The 18,392-nt window shown below is 41.3% G+C and carries 15 protein-coding genes and 1 pseudogene; 2 read left to right on the top strand and 14 right to left on the bottom strand.

Annotation, left to right across the window (positions count from 1 at the left end; translation table 11 throughout):
• Nucleotides 1-8 precede the first annotated feature (8 nt).
• From ACXADT_RS13350 to ACXADT_RS13360, 3 genes are all read right to left on the bottom strand, one after another.
• Nucleotides 9-1,388, bottom strand: coding sequence for a (Fe-S)-binding protein (locus tag ACXADT_RS13350; protein WP_474831557.1), 1,380 nt, complete (start codon nucleotides 1,386-1,388; stop codon nucleotides 9-11).
• Between the two features lies 1 nt (nucleotide 1,389).
• Nucleotides 1,390-2,676: an FAD-binding oxidoreductase gene (locus ACXADT_RS13355; protein WP_474831558.1), complete on the bottom strand. Its 1,287-nt coding sequence runs from the start codon at nucleotides 2,674-2,676 to the stop codon at nucleotides 1,390-1,392.
• Between the two features lie 98 nt (nucleotides 2,677-2,774).
• Nucleotides 2,775-4,949, bottom strand: coding sequence for a malate synthase G (locus tag ACXADT_RS13360; RefSeq protein WP_474831560.1), 2,175 nt, complete (start codon nucleotides 4,947-4,949; stop codon nucleotides 2,775-2,777).
• 164 nt (nucleotides 4,950-5,113) lie between these two features.
• Between ACXADT_RS13360 and ACXADT_RS13365 the strand changes: the two genes are divergently transcribed.
• Nucleotides 5,114-5,986: a LysR family transcriptional regulator gene (locus ACXADT_RS13365; protein ID WP_474831561.1), complete on the top strand. Its 873-nt coding sequence runs from the start codon at nucleotides 5,114-5,116 to the stop codon at nucleotides 5,984-5,986.
• Nucleotides 5,987-6,135: 149 nt separating this feature from the next.
• Here the strand turns inward: ACXADT_RS13365 and ACXADT_RS13370 are convergent, their stop codons facing one another.
• The 3 genes and pseudogenes from ACXADT_RS13370 to ACXADT_RS13380 form a co-directional block, all read right to left on the bottom strand.
• Nucleotides 6,136-6,846, bottom strand: coding sequence for a FadR/GntR family transcriptional regulator (locus ACXADT_RS13370; protein WP_474831562.1), 711 nt, complete (start codon nucleotides 6,844-6,846; stop codon nucleotides 6,136-6,138).
• Between the two features lie 98 nt (nucleotides 6,847-6,944).
• Nucleotides 6,945-7,193 (bottom strand): annotated as a pseudogene (locus ACXADT_RS13375) (OsmC family protein); the annotation flags it as partial.
• 21 nt (nucleotides 7,194-7,214) lie between these two features.
• The gene (locus ACXADT_RS13380; protein WP_270182188.1) at nucleotides 7,215-7,409 is read right to left on the bottom strand and encodes a hypothetical protein; all 195 of its coding nucleotides are present in this window, start codon (nucleotides 7,407-7,409) and stop codon (nucleotides 7,215-7,217) included.
• A gap of 142 nt (nucleotides 7,410-7,551) precedes the next feature.
• Between ACXADT_RS13380 and ACXADT_RS13385 the strand changes: the two genes are divergently transcribed.
• Nucleotides 7,552-8,004, top strand: a complete 453-nt coding sequence (locus ACXADT_RS13385) for an SRPBCC family protein (protein WP_474831564.1) — start codon at nucleotides 7,552-7,554, stop codon at nucleotides 8,002-8,004.
• Between the two features lie 23 nt (nucleotides 8,005-8,027).
• On the opposite strand, the gene ACXADT_RS13390 is transcribed toward ACXADT_RS13385, so the two are convergent.
• The 8 genes from ACXADT_RS13390 to ACXADT_RS13425 form a co-directional block, all read right to left on the bottom strand.
• Entirely contained in the window at nucleotides 8,028-9,509 is a 1,482-nt protein-coding gene (locus ACXADT_RS13390; RefSeq protein WP_474831565.1) for a flavin monoamine oxidase family protein, read from the bottom strand.
• Between the two features lie 49 nt (nucleotides 9,510-9,558).
• Nucleotides 9,559-10,029: a GNAT family N-acetyltransferase gene (locus ACXADT_RS13395; RefSeq protein WP_474831566.1), complete on the bottom strand. Its 471-nt coding sequence runs from the start codon at nucleotides 10,027-10,029 to the stop codon at nucleotides 9,559-9,561.
• Between the two features lie 79 nt (nucleotides 10,030-10,108).
• Complete coding sequence (locus tag ACXADT_RS13400; RefSeq protein WP_474831568.1) at nucleotides 10,109-11,296, bottom strand: thiolase family protein; 1,188 nt, start codon at nucleotides 11,294-11,296, stop codon at nucleotides 10,109-10,111.
• Nucleotides 11,297-11,325: 29 nt separating this feature from the next.
• Nucleotides 11,326-12,177 carry a 3-hydroxyacyl-CoA dehydrogenase family protein gene (locus ACXADT_RS13405; protein WP_442865202.1) on the bottom strand — a complete coding sequence of 284 codons (852 nt, stop codon included), beginning with the start codon at nucleotides 12,175-12,177 and terminating at the stop codon, nucleotides 11,326-11,328.
• Nucleotides 12,178-12,273: 96 nt separating this feature from the next.
• Nucleotides 12,274-13,644, bottom strand: a complete 1,371-nt coding sequence (locus tag ACXADT_RS13410; RefSeq protein ID WP_474831569.1) for an FAD-binding oxidoreductase — start codon at nucleotides 13,642-13,644, stop codon at nucleotides 12,274-12,276.
• A gap of 149 nt (nucleotides 13,645-13,793) precedes the next feature.
• Nucleotides 13,794-14,606, bottom strand: a complete 813-nt coding sequence (locus ACXADT_RS13415; RefSeq protein WP_270182182.1) for a CAP domain-containing protein — start codon at nucleotides 14,604-14,606, stop codon at nucleotides 13,794-13,796.
• A 134-nt stretch (nucleotides 14,607-14,740) separates the two neighbouring features.
• Entirely contained in the window at nucleotides 14,741-17,494 is a 2,754-nt protein-coding gene (gene ppc / locus ACXADT_RS13420; RefSeq protein ID WP_474831571.1) for a phosphoenolpyruvate carboxylase, read from the bottom strand.
• A 226-nt stretch (nucleotides 17,495-17,720) separates the two neighbouring features.
• On the bottom strand, nucleotides 17,721-18,380 hold the full coding sequence (locus ACXADT_RS13425) for a potassium channel family protein (RefSeq protein WP_270182180.1): 660 nt from the start codon (nucleotides 18,378-18,380) through the stop codon (nucleotides 17,721-17,723).
• Between the last annotated feature and the right edge of the window lie 12 nt (nucleotides 18,381-18,392).

The raw sequence follows: 18,392 nt of genomic DNA on the forward strand, positions 1-18,392 counted from the left end.
AAGCTGTTTCACTCCTTTCTTGCATCCGTTGTTTGTGGCTGCTTTTTTTGATCTTTTTGATATGCCCAGTCAAGAAGTTGAACAGTGTGCACGATTTCACCACTACGACCATATTTCTGTACACCCATTGCCATTTGAAGCATACAGCCTGGATTTCCCATAGAAATCATATCTACATCGTCCGGCACGTTTTCCATCTTTCGTTCAAGGACGGCAGTGGCCATTTCAGGGTTTGTGATGTTATAAATCCCAGCACTTCCGCAGCACGTATCTGCATTGGGCTGTTCGATAAAGGTAACGCCTGGAATATCCTTCAGTAGTTGCCTTGGTTCATGTCGAACACCTTGCCCGTGGGCCAAGTGACAAGCATCATGATACGTAATTCGCTTGTTAATAGAGCTTGTTGGCTTTTCATAACCTGTATCATAGAGATACTTAGAAATATCTTCTACTTTCTCAGAAAACGCCTCGGCTCTTTCTTTCCATTCAGGTTCGTTTCTCAGTAGTTCTGGGTACTCTTTAAGTGCACAGCCGCAACCTGCTGCGTTAACTACGACCTTATCGGATTTTTCAAATGCTTCGATGTTTTGCTTCGCAAGCTTTTTACCTGTTTCCCGATCACCTGCATGCACGTGAAGAGCACCGCAGCACGTCTGGTTTTTAGGTAGTTCAACATCGTTTCCATTGTGAGTCAGAACGTTGATTGTAGACTGATTGATGTCACCAAACATCACATCCATGATGCAGCCTTTTAGCATCGCAACCTGTGCCTTTGGTGTCCCTTTCGCAGGGATAACCTCTACGTCTTTATATTTTTTACGAACGGAAGTTGTGATCTCCGGCATAATCGCTTCCATTTCTGCTAAGTGCTTTGGCATTACGCGAAGGGCTCCAGTAGAACGGACTGCTTTTTGAAGGCCGCTTTTTTGGTAAAACTTTAATAAACCGCCGGCCGCTTGCAATCTGTTCGGATGTGGAAACAAGCCTTTTAAGAAAAAGGTACTAATGGCCCCTTTCATTCCGGTTAGTGGCATCGCTTGTCTCACTTGTCCACGAGCTTCTTCAATCAATCCGCCTACATCTACATCTGCTGGGCAAGCAGTTGTGCAGGCGCGGCAGTCTAAGCATTGAAAGACAGGGTCCATAAATTGCTCATTCACTTCAAGCTTTCCTTCTGCCACAGACTTGATGAGATGAACTCGACCACGTGGGGAATGCTGTTCCTGTCCTGTTTCTAGATAAGTGGGACATGATTCGAGACACATGCCACAATGGACACAATCTGCCCATTTGTTTTCATCAGGGTGATCTTCCCATAGGTAGTTGCTTAACTTATTCGTGGCACATGGCGGAGATTCATTCGACAATTCCTTTTCTGTTACAGTCACTCTATATCCCTCCTATGTACCGCTTTTCGTTCAATATGTTCTTCGGATCATGTTTATGTTTAATTCCTTCAAATATCTTAAAGTAACTAGGTTCGTCTCCCCATACATTCACGCTTTGTCTTAAGGAGAACGGTAGATGCTTAACTACTCCATATCCTTTAAGAGTGTGTGCATAGTGTTGAAGGTGATTAATCGTGTTGACAATAGCTGCGTCATCACCTTCTAGGAAAACTGTACTTAGTCCGTGACCTGCTCCTCCATGAGCTTCAATGGTCACCTTTCCTTCATGGTGAATACGAGCACACTCAGAGAGAATTGAGAATACGTCCAAGTTTTTTGTACCTACCTTTAATAAAGCTTGCGTTGCTTTACTGTCAGTGAGGGAGTTCGGATGAATTTCTGAAAAGGCATTCCAGAACTCCTTAACATTTGAAATGGTCGTGTAGTTGACGCCCGCAGGCTTATGTTGTTCAACCCAATTTGTTTGAAAATCCACAGATTTCTCTACATCTTCAAAAGCAATTAATAGAGAATACCCTTCATCATGAAATAATCTCTGAGATAAAGAGGGAGTAACAAGTTCAAGTGATACTGGTTCTAACATCGAATCTTGTATCTGCTTTGTATAGCCCTTTAATTCATCCAATGCTTCCTCTCGAACGGATAAACGGATAAGGTTTTCACTCTTTGGAACCGGTCTAAGCTTAAGCGTGATTTCAGTAATGATGCCAAGAGTGCCCATTGAACCAACGAGCAGCTTATTCATATCGTATCCTGCCACGTTTTTTACAACTTTTCCTCCGGTTCGAATCACTTTACCATCTGGATAAACGACCCTCATCCCTATAACGTGATCTCGTGCTGATCCATACTTCAAACGCTTAGGACCACTGTCATTAGAGGCAACAATTCCTCCGATCGTTGCTTGTTCAGGCCATGAAGGATCAAGAGCGACCATTTGGTTATGGTTTTGTAAATAATCTTGAAGCTCCTTCATCGTCGTTCCGGGTTTTACTGTGACGGTCATGTCACCCACCGTATGTTCGACAATTCCTTTCAAGTCTTTAAGGGAAAGAGTAAGATCATACTCTGACTTCACTCCTCCATATCCAAGTTTTGTTCCACCGCTAACGAGGCTAACGTGTTGACCCTTTTCATAAGCAGAACGAATGATTTCAACCACTTCTACTTCCGTTGATGGAGATCGAACGTTCTTGCTCCAGTTATTGAAAGTAACGGCAGACTCCTCGATCGAAAGCAGCTTTCGATCAAGCAAAGGCTTGTCCAAACTTAATTCCTCCTATCGTATCATTGAAAGAGTATTCTGAAATCTATGGGTAAAAAAGTTGCAAAAGCAGCTACGTTAGCCGCTTTTGCACAGACTTTTTAGTTATTTACACGAATCTTTGCTTTCGCTTCTTGTCTTCTTTTGTGCAAGATTGGTTCGGTATACCCGTTAGGCTGATCGATTCCCTTAAATACAAGGTCACATGCAGCTTGGAATGCAATAGAGTTCTCGTAATCGCTAGCCATCGGTCGATATTCTGGATCGTCTGCATTTTGTTGGTCCACTACTTTAGCCATTCGTTTCATCGTTTCCATAACCTGTTCTTCCGTACATACACCCTGGTGTAACCAGTTGGCCATGTGCTGGCTAGAAATTCGTAGTGTTGCACGATCTTCCATCAAGTCGATATTGTGAATGTCTGGTACTTTTGAGCAACCAACGCCATGCTCTACCCAGCGTACAACGTAACCTAAAATACCTTGTGAATTGTTATCAAGCTCTTCTTGGATTTCTTTTTCAGTCCAATTTGCTTCTGTAACAGGAATTTGAAGAATATCATCTTGATAATTCGAAGTGCTTTTTGCTAGTTCCGTTTGGACAGTTGGTACGTTTACTTCATGATAATGAAGAGCATGCAAGGTTGCTGCAGTAGGAGATGGAACCCAGGCTGTATTTGCCCCAGCCTTCAGTTGACCTCCTTTTTGCGCTAGCATATCTGCCATCATATCAGGCATTGCCCACATTCCTTTACCAATCTGCGCTACACCCGTGAATCCTGTTTTTAGTCCTTGCTGAACGTTAGACTTTTCGTAGCTTTGTAGCCATACAGAATTCTTCATATCTTGTTTGCGGATCACTGGACCTGCTTCCATCGATGTGTGGATTTCATCCCCAGTTCGATCTAGGAACCCTGTATTGATAAAGACGATACGCTCACTAACCTCTTTTATACAGTTGCGAAGGTTTAATGTCGTTCTACGCTCTTCATCCATCACTCCAATTTTCATCGTATTGCGTTCTAATCCTAGAACATCTTCCGTTCTGTTAAACAGTTCATTAGCAAAAGCTACTTCTTTTGAACCGTGCATTTTTGGTTTTACAATATAGATCGAGCCTTTTTTAGAATTTTGGTATTTGCCATTACGTAACACATCATGTTTTGCGATCAGACCGGTAATAACCGTATCTAATATACCTTCAGGGATTTCATTCCCATCTTTATCAAGTACTGCACTGGTCGTCATAAGGTGACCTACATTTCGTGCAAACATGAGGGAGCGGCCTGGTAAGGAGAACTGTTTTCCATCTGGACTTACATAATCTCTGTCAGCATTCAACGTTCTCGAAACTTCTTTCGTTCCTTTCTTAAAGGAAGCAACGATATCGCCTTTAATTAATCCAAGATAGTTCTTGTATACAACAACCTTGTCTTCTGCATCTACAGCTGCGACAGAGTCTTCAAAGTCCATGATTGTTGTAAGAGCGGATTCTACAAATACGTCTTTCACACCAGCTTGATCGCTAGAGCCAATCGGATGCTCGCGATCAATTTGGATCTCAAGGTGAATGCCGTTGTTCTGAAGTAGAATGGTAGTAGGGTTCGGTTCATCCCCCTGGTAACCTACGAATTGATCGGAATTAGATAAAACGCTTTCATTTTTCTCATTCAAACGAGCCTTCAATTGACCGTTCGCTACATAATAGCTCGTCACGTCACGGTGACTACTGCCTTCTAATGGAACAGTTCTATCAAGAACATCCTTCGCATAATCAATCACTTTTTCGCCTCGGCGAGGATTGTATGCTCCTTTACGTTCAGCACCATTTTCTTCACTAATCACATCAGTTCCGTATAATGCATCATAAAGGCTTCCCCATCGAGCATTGGCTGCATTGATCGCGTACCTTCCGTTATTTACAGGTACGACTAACTGAGGCCCAGCTTGCCTAGCGATCTCGTCATCAACATTTTGAGTTGTGATTTGAAAATCATTTACTTCCTCTTCTAGATAGTTTAGCTCTTTTAAATATGATTTGTACGTATCAAGATCATAGGTTTTGTTCGTTTGATGCCAGCTATCTAAACGCTCTTGAATCTCGTCACGCGTTTTAAGAAGCGCCTTGTTTTTTGGAGCAAGATCTTGGATGATCTCTCCTAAGCCGGTCCAGAATTGTTCTTTTGAAACACCGCTTTCAGGAAGTACGTCTGAATTAATAAATTCATAGAGTTCATTCGCAACCTGTAGATATTCTTCTTGAACATAATCTTTCATACGCTATTCTCCTCCAATGGTTTAGCAGTTCAATAGAACTGTCTTATCGTTATGTAATATCTTATAATAGAAACGAACGATGATATAATACATATTTGGAATATGGACTATTCTTTCTAGTTATAACGCACCCTCTATAATTCTCATATCACAGGAGTGATTCGATGGAAATTCGTCACCTTGAACACTTTACAGAAGTTGCGAAACAGCTAAGCTTTACAAAGGCAGCGGCCTCGCTGCACGTATCACAACCTTCAATTAGTAAATCGATTAAGCAGATTGAAGATGAGCTTGGTGTGCCGCTTTTTTATAGATCGAAGCAGTTAGAATTAACGGATGCTGGTGAAGCTGTACTGGTAAATGCGAAAAAAGTCCTTCTTGCCTTTGATGCGATGACAGCAGAGCTATCAGATCTCACTGCGATTAAGAAAGGCCAGATTAAGATTGGAATTCCACCTATCATTGGAGCTGCTTTCTTCTCTAGTCTGGTTAGTCGATTTAAGGAAACTTGTCCGAGCGTCACGATTCTATTAACAGAGGTTGGATCGAAACGAATTAAACAAGGTGTCGAAGATGGTTCTTTAGATGTAGGGATGGTTTGTAATCTACCTCTTCAAAAAGAAAAGTTTGAGACCCTTCCTGTGATAAAAGATCCGTTAATGTTAATTGTACCCACTGATCATCCCTTTAACGGAATGGACAATGTGACGATTGCAGATTTAGAAAAGGAACCATTTATCATGTATCGGGATGATTTCACACTCTATGATCGAATCGTTGAAGCTTTTGAAAAGCGAGGTTTTTATCCTAATATCGTTTGCCAAAGCTCCCAAAAAGATTTCATGATCGAGATGGTTGAAGCAAAGCTTGGCATCGCTTTGCTACCCGATAAGATTGCCCTCAACATCCAGAACCCTTCTATCACCGCCCTTCGTATTGTTGACTCTGAAGTAAACCTTGAACTCGGACTGATTTGGAAGAAAGATAAGTACTTATCCTTCGCAGTAAGAGAATTTATTAAACTTGCTAGGTGCTAAGCGAGCAACCGTTCAGATCCGCTTTAATAGAGCGGATCTGAATTGTTATCAGGTCATCAGATGACCTGGTTTCTATTACCCATTATAAGGAGATGTTTTGCATAACTCAACCTTATTTTTAAAATTTTCTGAAAAAAAGGTATTACGTCTTAGGCATATTTAAGGAGAACACTTTCTACGGTGTTCAAGTGATCAAGCATCGCATGTTGAGCTTCCGAAGCATTTTGGCTTTTGATCGCCAAGAAAATGCGGTGATGCTCATCAAACAGTTTTTCTAACATGGTGGTCTCAGAATAAAAGGATATTTTCCTCGTTTCTCGAATCGAATCATACATTAACTGAGAGACATGATTCATTAGCTCTAAAAGTATGTTATTGTGAGATGCTGAAGTGATTGCCATGTGAAATTTCAAGTCAGCCTGCTCACCAAGTTCATGATTTAACGCTGCTTTTTCCATTTCGTTTAGTGCTTCTTGCATATTCATTAAATCCTGATCAGTCCGTTTTGCAGCAGCACTTGCTGCACATCCAGTCTCAATCACTTTTCTAACTTCTAATAACTCAACGATATCTTCTTTCTTCATTAACATCCCATTGACCGACAGGGATTGGCTGATACTTGAAGGGTCAAATTGTTTTACGTACGTACCTTCTCCTTGCTTCATTTCGATCAGCCCCATCGCTCGAAGTGCGCTTAATGCCTCTCTAACAGCTGATCTCCCCACATTAAATTGTTCTGCTAACAAATGGACAGAATCTAGCTTTTCCCCTGGAGACAGCTCTCCGCTTTTAATTCTATCTAATAGTTGATCGGCAATTTCTTCATATATTTTTCGACGTCTGATTTGTTCATAAGCCATATTTTACACCTCTTCCCTTTCATCTTACTGTTCATTTTAACAGATTTCCTAAAGGCATATAGAAAACCGATGAGTTTTCTCTCATCGGTTTGGGTGCGTTATTCCTCTGTTATCTCCCACTTGTGTTCAAACTCCACACACCCTTTTAGGGTTTGGGCGACAGGACAACCTCGTTCAAACACTGCTAACGCTCGCTCGGCAGCATCTCTCTTCCCTTCTGGAATCACAAGGTTATACGTACACTTGATTTTTGTAATCTTTAAGACGCCGTCTGGTGCTTCGATAAGCCCTTCAAATTGTCCAGACAGTTTATTAGGATAAGTTGGTATTTGGCGCGCTTCCAGCGCACCTGATAGGGTACCGGTTAGTCAGCCACCAGCTGCAGCAACGATATGGTCTAGTGTGGATGGGTGTTCTTCTTCAACAGAAACACCGTAAAAATCTTTGACGCCTCCGTGAACACCAAATTCGATCGGTTCTTGGAAATCTGCGATGTAAGCGCGTCGCTTCTTCCCTTTGTCTTGTTCGATTCGTATATTCGATATTTCGATCGGTTTACTCAAACAATCCCTCCTATATTCTTCGTTATTAATCATTTTCCACTGCAACTATTTCGTTAAACAATGTATTGAATCCTTCTGCCGATATTAAGAGAAGGGATAACGAGAAAATGATAGAATAAAGTATCAAAAGGGGGAATAATAAATGCCTAAAACGTGGGATCAATCGATCGAAATACATGCACCCATAGAGGTAGTGTGGGGGTATTTAGATGGTTCATTAGAAAATATGCAGAAAATCATGCCTAATGTAGTGGAAAATACACCAGTTAAAGTGACTGATGAGGGCGTTGGGAGTATAGCCAGGCAGAAGTATCGTGAAGGAAAACGTGTGATGGAATATGATGTACATACGCTAGAGTATATGAGTAAAGAAGAAGAGAAAAAGCTAACGATCGCCTTTAATCTTGGTGAAATGTTTGATATTCAAGGAACATATGAGCTATTTAAGCTTTCTGAGGATACGACGAAGCTTCGATATACGGGCTTTAATAAACCGTTGAAATGGTACATCAAACCGTTCGTGCTCTTTTCCAGTGATAAAGTGGTTAACGAATTTTTAGATAGAGTGAAGCGTGTATCTGAAAATCGAGAATAGAAGCCAGATGAAGTCTGGCTTTTTCATATATCTTTTCGACTGTTCACTTCAAAAGCAGCTCTGACACCTGACTCTATTGCCCCTTCGATCCAGCCATGGAATGACGAAGTATGTTCGCCAGCAAAGTGCACTCGACCTTCAGGTTGAGTGATAACCTTTTCAAATTCTGTTATCTGGTTTGGCTTATAAAGAGTGAAGCATCCACCAGAAAATTCATTTTGACTCCAACTAAATGAAGCCCCATTCAAATAATCATCAAATACCCGCTTTCCATGAACCTTCGCAAGATCTTCAAGCGACTGAGTGATTTGTTGTTCTAGCGATAAACTATTCCATAACATTGCATTATCTTCCCAGCTATAACTGGCGAGTAACACCCCGCTAGTTGACTCATCGACGGTTCGACTAGGTGTATATGTATACCGGTTTGGAAAATCCGATATCAGGTTCGCACCGCCAAGTCCTTCCTCCTCCCAAAAATTCTTTTTAAATTGAATGCCGATCTTCATAGACGCCACGTAATGAAGCTCTCGAATTGCTTTCCACTTTTCAAAAGAAAACGAATGATAAGGGTACACTTCAATAAATTGAAACACAGAAAATGGGACGGTCATGATGACAACATCACTTTTAAACGTGTTGATTTCTCCTGTTTGTTGATTCCTACTTTGAACCACGATATTCCTCGGTCTTTGTACCAACCTGTGTACTTTTTCGCTATAGAGAATGTTTTCTTCTAGATCTTTAAGAAAGGACTTTGGCAAGCGGTCATTTCCGCCAGTTATCTCATTAAATTCTAACTCCGCATTAAACACTGTATTAACGATATCCGTTAAAATATCAACGAAGGATAGTTCTGAGAACCCCTCGATTCCTAATAACACCTTGATCATACGAACGGCATTTGGTGAGAGAGATGGTCCGATGGGGTTGTATCTCAAAAAATTTTCCATGGAATAGCGATCGAACTTTCTTCTTAAGAAATCTTTTTGGCTTTGATCCCCCTTCTCATATAGCGTATAAAAGGGTTGTACCGCACTTAAAAATAATTCGACAGCTGTTTTTCCCTTTTCTTCTGGTCTTACTGGGAAGTTAAGGATATCTGGGTTTCGTTCATACTCTTCCCTACTTACCTGAATGCCATTGGCATATAGGATATCTTTCGGTGAGCTGTTAATAAATTTATTTATTGGTAGGTTTAAACGTGAGATATATTCATATGTTAATTTATGGGTAACAGGAATCCTCATAGCACCGACATCAAGGTATTTACCATCAGTAAAAGGCTCTCTCATCGTATAGATTCTTCCACCAATACGCGTGTTTCCTTCAAGAATCGTTACGTTATGCCCCGCACTTTTTAGAAGGGATGCTGATACAAGCCCAGACATTCCTGCACCGATAATCATAACATTCAAAGTTCGATCTGGTTTAGGTAGACCATTTCGTATGATTGTAAGCATATCATCTGGATAACTCAGTGAGTGATCAATCGGTTGACTCATCGTTTCCCTCCTTTTTTATCACCCTATGTAGAGGAAGGAATTTATATGTTTATACTTGCAACACCATCTTATAGTTGACCATAGTGACTCCATTCTTTTTGACCTGCTGCTTTTTCACTTCCTGAAACCCTTGACGTTCAAAGAATGGTTTCGCGGTGATGCTTGCTTCAGTAGTCATTTGTTGTAAACCGAGCTGTTTCGCTTTTGTTAAGAGCTTGTTAACAAGCGCGGTAGCGACACCTTGACGCTGATAATCTTTATGAACATAAAGAAGGTCTAAAACTCCCTCTCCTGTTAAATCAGAAAATCCAATAATAATACCATCCTCGAGAGCGACGTATGTATCATGATCACGAAGCGATTTTAGCCATTCAATCTTTCTTTGTTCTCTTTCGTGAGGATTAGCCCAAGCATCTATTTGTTCATACGAATAATCTCGAGAGTTAATCGAATGGACAGTATCATAAAATAAATCGATGATGGGTTGGATATCTTCATCATGGAACTTTCTAATCATCATATGAATCCCTCCTATTACTACTTGCTAACCATGCGTTGAAATTTGAAAGACAGTGCAAAAGTGCACTGTCTTTCAAGGGTCACCTCATGTTTTCAACGAGCATGGCCATGCCCTGACCTCCACCTACGCACAGCGTTGCGATTCCATAACGTTCATTTCTTCTCTTCATTTCATACATCAATGACGTTAATATTCTAGCGCCTGTAGCTCCGAGCGGGTGCCCGAGCGCGATGGCACCTCCATTAACATTTACTTTACTAACGTCAAGGTTTAGTTCTCTTATAACAGCGAGTGCCTGCGCGGCGAAGGCTTCGTTAAGTTCGATCAAGCCGATTTCTTGAAGGGACATATTCGTTTTCTCTAGTAACTTTTTTACAGCAGGCACTGGACCAACTCCCATGATCTCTGGGGACACTCCTGAAGTAGTCCAATCCACAACACGAGCGAGGGGTTCTACGTTCAATGCTTTTGCTTTTTCTTCGCTCATGATAAGCATGGCTACTGCACCATCATTTCTTCCACATGCATTCCCGGCTGTTACGGTCCCATTCTCTTTAAAAACGGGATTCAGTTTTGAAAGCTTTTCAAATGTTGTGCCAGGTCTCGGGTGTTCATCTGTATCAAATAAATAAGAATCTCGTTTCGATTTAATCTCTACCGGCGTGATTTCTTCATTGAAGGTTCCTTTTTCAATAGCAACAGCTGCTCTCCTTTGGCTTTCAGCTGCAAAGCGGTCCTGATCTTCTCTTGAAATATCATACCGATCAGCAACATTTTCGGCAGTTATCCCCATTCCAAGGTTTGAACCGAAAAGTTCGATTGGCTGCTGTCCAGCTTCTGTGTTGGAATCCACCAATTGTGTCCTATCACCTCCGAATCGACTGTTACGTAAATAGATGGGAGCATTACTTAAGCTTTCGGTCCCGCCTGCAACGACGACTTCTGCTTGGCCAGATTGTACTTGTTGTACAGCAGATGCAACTGCCTGCATTCCAGATGCACAAAGTCTATTAATCGTAAAGCCTGGCGCCGTTTCTGAGATACCAGCGCGTAATCCTGCTACCCTCGCTACGTTTGACGATTCTGTCGTCTGTCTTACTTCTCCTAAGATGACTTCATCAACGGATTCTGGTGAGATTCCTGCCCGCTTAACCGATTCTTTTATAGCGATCGCGGCAAGCTCTCCAGAATTAATGCTCTTCAATGCTCCTCCATATCTTCCTACTGGCGTACGTACTGCTTCAACGATTACGATCCGTTCTTTCATCTTGCTTCCCCCCTATGTTCTCAGCTTCGCTATGAATATGTATAGAACCCTTTTCCGCTCTTCTTGCCAAGATGCCCTGCTTTAACGTACTTCGTCAATATCGGGCAAGGTCTATATTTCTCCCCAAGCGTTTCGTATAGATACTGCATGTTACGGAGTCTTGTATCTAGTCCAACTAAATCTGCAAGTTCAAGCGGTCCCATGGGATGGTTTAACCCTAACTTCATCGCCTTATCGATGTCTTCAGGGGACGCCACACCTTCCATCACCATATTCATCGCTTCATTTCCTATCAAACAGTTCATTCGACTTACAGCAAAACCTGGAAATTCATTGATCTTTACACACTCTTTTCCAATCGATTCTCCAAATGCAATTGCTTTTTGGATCGTGTCATCTGACGTCTCAAGTCCGCAAATAACTTCAATTAGCTTCATTCTAGGGACAGGGTTAAAAAAGTGAAGGGCAATGCATTTCTCTGGACGGCTAGTTTGTGCAGCAATTTCTGTTGGTGACATCGTTGATGTATTTGTTGCAAGAATTGTATGATCAGGTGTCATTTCATCAAGCTGTTTAAAGATGCTCGTCTTTAATTCCATAATCTCTAACACAGCTTCGATCACAAGATCTCGATCGTTCACTGCTGCATTCAACTCAGTCGTGTACTCGATCGAACCCAAGGACGAATCTGCTTCTTCCCTCGTTAGGATTTCTTTCGCAACTGCACGTTCAAACTCTTTTTCATGGTAAGCTTTGGCCTTTTCTAATGAGGATTCGTTTATATCTTGAAGAACAACGGATAAGCCTGATATAGCTACGGAATACGCAATGCCTCGTCCCATCGTCCCTGATCCGATCACTGCTACTTTCTTAATCGTCATTAAGAACCACCTCTCGTTTGATAACGCTTTCAATCTGTATTAAGGACATGCTATTCTCTAGTGAAAATTACTTTTCCTTTTCCATAAACTTACCTGTTAGTCGATCTCAAAGATCTTTCCAGGGTTCATGATTCCATTTGGATCGAGTGAATGTTTTATTCCTCGCATCACTTCGAATGCTGGGCCATGTTCCATCTGCTGGTATTTCATTTTCCCTGTACCAACACCGTGTTCTCCAGTGCATGTCCCGCCTTTTTCGAGTGCATAGTGCACGAGGTGCTGATTTAGTTTAGTTGCTTTATCGAGTTCTGTCGGGTCATTAGGGTCTAACATGACGATCGCATGATAATTACCATCCCCAACATGGCCAAGCAATGCGCCGTCTAACCCGTACGCTTCTATCGCTTTTCTTGCATCAATAATCGCGCCTGCTAATTCAGATATCGGAACGCAAACGTCGGTAACCATCATTTTCTTACCAGGAGAGGCATGGCTAAATGAATAGGCAAGGTTATGACGGGCTTCCCATAGTTGAGCTCGTTTTTTTGAATCATGTTCAAAAATAAATTCATCGCAGTTATTATCTTCCGCAATGCTTTCAGCAAATGCAACGTCTTGTTTTAACCCTGCTTCGTTACCGTGAAACTCAATAAAGACGGTAGGTTTTTCTAAATAATCCGTTTCATTTGTTTTGTTTACTTGTTGAATCGATCTCGCATCAACAAGTTCCATCCTCGCTACAGGTATGCCAGCATGAAGAATGTTCGTGACAGTCGATACCGCATTTTCTATTTCTGGAAAAACGATACGTCCAGCTAGAATTGTTTCTGGTATCCCGTAAACTTTTAATGTAAGTTCTGAAAAAGTACCAAGTGTACCTTCCGATCCTACAAAAAGACTGTTGAGGTGATAACCTGAGGATGATTTAGCAGTTAAGCTCCCTGTATGTATGATGCGTCCATCAGCAAGCACTACTTCCATATCTCGCACGACATCTCTCATCACACCGTAGCGAACGGATGTTGTGCCACTTGCATTTGTAGAAGCCATCCCACCGATCGTCGCATCTGCACCTGGGTCTACGGTGAAAAATAGGCCGTATTTTTTAAGTTCTTTATTCAATTGTGAACGTGTTACACCAGGCTGTACGCGAACTAAAAAATCATCGGGACGGACTTCGATAATTTTGTTCATAAGTTGAAAATCGATCGAAATTCCGCCTTGGTAAGGAATCACATGTCCTTCAAGGCTTGATCCAAGACCGAACGGTACGATTGGTATTCCATGTTTATTTGCTGCAGATATGACGTTACGAATGTCATCTGCATTCTTTGGAAACACGACGACATCTGGATTATGAGGAGTATGATATGACTCATCCCTACTATGTTGATCGATGATCGTTTCGTTCGTACTGATTTGGTCTGGTTCAAGTAGAGCTGAGAGGATCTCAAGGATATTATTCAAGATGAATACACCTTCCAATCTTTTGTGTAAAATTATAATTATTCTGACAAATATCGTCACTCTTATTATGAACCAAAAGTCGTCAAAGGACAATGGTCGTGCACGACATATAAAAAACCAGGTACATATTATGTACCTGGCGATTCACATTATTTTCCGATGAACATTTGCGTCCAGTAATGACCATCTTGAGCGAGTCCGACACCAATATGGGTGAAATTACCGTTCATGATGTTCTTGCGGTGCCCTTCACTTTTCATCCAGGCATCTACAACAGCTTCTGGTGTTTGTTGTCCTTGGGCGATGTTCTCACCTGCAGTCTTAAAGTCAACACCAAAATCTCTCATCATATCAAATGGTGATCCATACGTTGGACTTGTGTGTGAGAAGTAATTGTTCTTCTGCATATCTCGTGATTTTTCTTGAGCTACATCACTTAATTTCGTGAATGCTTTTAGATCAGAAAGTCCTTGCTTTCTTCTCTCTTTGTTCGTTAGATCGATTACTTGCTGTACTTCTTTGCTGATTTCTCCAGATGGTTCTGCTTGCTTTTCGTCATTCCCTTGAGCAGGTTGCTGATTATTCTGTCCCTGGTTGTTGTCGTTGTTGTTTTGACCATCTCTAGCACGTTGCTTTGCCTGCTCATCTCCCCCACCTATTCCATACTGCTCAGGGAATCCTTCAGGTAGGTACTCTCTAGGATCAATACCAGGAATCGCTTCTTTGAACTCAAACTGCCCTTTTTTCACAATTTCTCCATGTGGGAATTTGCTACTAGGTGTTTCGGTGCTGTAAGAGTTCGGATCGATTGTAATCTGACCCGAATTGATTCGCTGAATGCCTTCGGTTGGAGCTGTTGTATTCATATTCATTGCTTCGTTTTTATCGTTATCACCGTTTGCGTTACATGCTCCGAGTAGGATTAACCCGGGAAGTAATAACGGCATTAATTTTTTGTACATGCTTTGCCCTCCTTGTGTAATTTTTCTTACATCCTTAGTTTTTCATCAAAAGGGCAAAGTATTTGTGGTAAAAACCGTGAATTCATCCATGAAAATAAGCCTCTCTGCATTTGTTGCAGAGAGGCTTTGTGTTATCAGCCAGTATTACGTAATCCGGCAGCTATTCCATTAATAGTGAGTAAAATTTCTTTTAACAATTCATCATCAGAGCTATTGTCGGCTCTGTATTTTGAAATTAACTCTACTTGAAGTGAGCTTAATGGATCTACGTAAGGATTTCTTAGGCGGATGGAATCTTTAATGTTCGGTGTTCCATCCAATAGTTCTTCTTGACCTGTAATCGTAAGGATCACATTTTTCGTCAGATGATATTCTTCTACGATCATGTTGAAAATGCGTGCTGCTACATTTTCGTCTTTAATCAACGCCATATACTTTTCAGCAGTTGGTAAATCTGCTTTCATTAGCCCCATCTGCAAGTTATCGATTAATGAAGCAAAAAACGGCCATTTTTCATACATCTGCTTAAGTTCGTTCAAGCCTTCTGAAGTCGATGCGTACTGATTGAGTCCAGTTCCAGATGCGTACCACGCCGGCATAAGCTGGCGACTTTGTGTCCAAGCAAACACCCATGGAATAGCACGGAGATCATCAAAGCTATTCGTACCTTTTCTACTCATCGGACGAGAACCGATGTTTAGTGCACCTAATTCAGGTAAAGGCGTCCCGTTTGTGAAGTAAGTTAAAAATCCTTCATCTCTGAACACAAGAGACTGATACTTCTCAAGTGAAAGCTCTGACATCTTTTCCATCGCTTCCTGCCATTTTTTTTGATCTGGATCTTTTTCTATCCCCGTTACAGCTGCTGAAAGTAATGTAGTAGTTGCTTGTTCAAGGCTTCTGTACGCAATATCGTAGAGAAGGTAGCGAGAAGATAGTACCTCTCCTTGTTCAGTGATTTTCACACCTGCTTTATACGTTTCTGGTGGCTGAGAAAGTAAACTTCTTCTCAATGGTCCGCCGCCACGTCCAAGTGCTCCGCCTCTACCGTGGAAAAATTTAAGCTTAAGGTTTCGTTCTTGTGCAATCTGGCTAATCTCTTGCTGGGCTTGGTAAAGCTTCCAGTTTGCAGTAAGGGTTCCGCCATCTTTACTGCCGTCAGAATAGCCTAGCATGATTTCTTGACGGTTCCCAAGTTGGTTAAGGTGCTTTTGATAGACGTCTAGGTCAAAGAGCACTTTCATCGTATTCCCACCAGCTTTTAAATCATCGATCGTCTCAAGGAGAGGTGCTACGTTAAGATTACTTTCGATACTTCCATCGGAGTGCAAGCGGTAGATCCCTGCCTCTTTTGCAAGTACTAAAACCTCTAGAAGATCACTTGCTGTTTGGGTCATACTGATTAAGTAAACTGAGATCGACTCGTTCCCAAACTCATTGTGTGCTTTCTTGATCATCGTGAAGATATCGAGAATTTCTTGAGTCTCGCTCGTATAATCTTCGTATGTCGACAATACCGGTCGAGGATCTTCTAGGACTTCTGTAAGTAGATTAACCTTTTCACTTTCGGATAATGAGGAATAATCATCAGAAAGTTTGACGCGCTGCAATAATTCATGGATCGCACCTTCGTGTTTCCCACTGTGGTTTCGAATATCTAGTGTTGCTAAGTGGAAGCGGAAAAGTGTAACCTGGCGGATAAGCTTGTGAAGGTCATCAAAATGGAAGCCTTCTGGATAATGTTGACGAAGGCTATTTTCGATTAGCCTTAAATCATCAATGAACTCATCCGCATCTTGGTATCCCATATTTGTACCGATCTTATTTAGTTTCTCAAGAACATAAGATAGCTTCACACGGTAAGATTCATGTGGCACTCCCCACCGTTTAACATGTGGAAGCGTCTCTTCATCCTGTTCAATCGATGCGATAAGTTCACCGCAAATCGGAACGCGATTAGAAGACTGGCTTAATTTTTTCATGAGCTCTTTTACGGATTGCTTATATTTAGAAATAACGACTTCACGCTGTTTTTCTAGCGTCTTCCAAGTTACTTCAGGCGTAACAAATGGATTGCCATCTCGGTCTCCACCAATCCACGAACCAAAGTTGAGGATGTTTGGGATGTTCCATGAGACTTCTGGATAATGTTCTTTTAAGCATTCATCAAGTTCCTCATGGATTTCTGGAAGCACATCAAACAACGTCTCTTCAAAATAAAATAACCCTAAATTCACTTCATCCATAACGGTAGGTTTCTTATGACGGAGCTCGTCTGTTTGCCAAAGTGTTGTAATTTCGTTATAGATTGAGTCCTTGATACTCTTTTTCTCTCTAGAAGTTAGTAATGGGCTGTCCATTTCTCGAAGAGCATTAGCGATTCGCTTATGAATTTCAAGCACTGATCTACGAGTCGACTCAGTTGGGTGAGCTGTCAGAATCAATTCCAATGAAAGGGATTTGAGTGTTTCTTCAATCAACTCTCCAGGCACATTGTTTTGTTTAAGCGTTGATATTGCATGTGGAATAGAGCCAGGCTGTGATTGGTCTTCTTCAAGCATTTGATAATCTCTTCTTCTTCTAATTCTGTGATTTTGTTCAGCAATGTTTACAAGATGAAAATATAATGCAAAAGCACGAATAACCTGTTTCCGTAATGGAGATTGTAGGTTTTGTATCGTCTCTTCTAACTCCTTCGTCATTTCATCCGTTGCATCTTGTCTGATCGACTTCGTCTTTTCACGAATCGACTCCACTTTTTCTAGAAGTTCAGGTCCGCCATGCTGCACTAAAACGTCACCGAGTAAGTTACCTAACATATTGATGTCACGCCTTAGTGCAACGTGGTGGTTTTGTTGTGATGTTGTTGCTGTATCGAGTTTTGCCATCTGCGACCATCCTTTCTTGATTTTAAATTCGAAAATTAAAATTATTTCAATATTTCTATTATATACAAGAAATTTTATTTTTGTCACGTAATAAGAAAGCGTTTGTAGATAGATGAATTCCCTATAGTAACTAGTGAGAAAGGGATGGAAGCGGATACATTATTTTTAAATTTTTCTCTGAAACCATTGAAAAACCCGCAATATTTGCGGGTTTCTAAACGACTTTTTATAAGTGGAACTTTTTCCTGAACTGCTCGATCTTTTTGTTTTCCCCTACGATAAGAATCACATCATTACTTTGAAATGCGACTTCTGCATACCGACTTAGAATCGGTGAATCATCCCTCAAGATCAGAGAAACGTTAAGATCATACTTTCTTGAGAAGTCTAATTCTAGAAGTGTTTTTCCGACGAGTTCTTCAGGTACTTTTAATTCGACTGCTGAAACGTTTTTTGTGATTTCGATGTATTCGATCACATTAGGCATCGTAATCTGTCTTGCTACTTTCATTCCAGCTTCTTCCTCTGGATAAATCACTCGATCTGCACCTAAATTTGATAGGATTTCTCCGATTTCTTTACTTGTAGCCTTTACGATAATTTCCTTTGCATTACGTTCTCTTAGCCTGTTCGTAATAAGAATGGCAGAGTATGAATCTGTCCCGATCGCAACGAATACTGCATCGAATTGGTCGACATTCAAATCGTCCATCACACCATTCTCTCGAAGATCCCCTACGATCGAATGGGTGGCGTATTTTTCAACATCCTCGAGAGGACCTTCGTCTTTGTCACAAACGATCACATCGCATTTTTGTTCATACAGTTCTTGTATGATTCCCTTTGCGAATCTTCCTGCACCTAATACTAGAAATTGTTTTCTCACATGATCAAACCC

The sequence above is a fragment of the Anaerobacillus sp. ABR4_321 genome, from assembly GCF_056158505.1.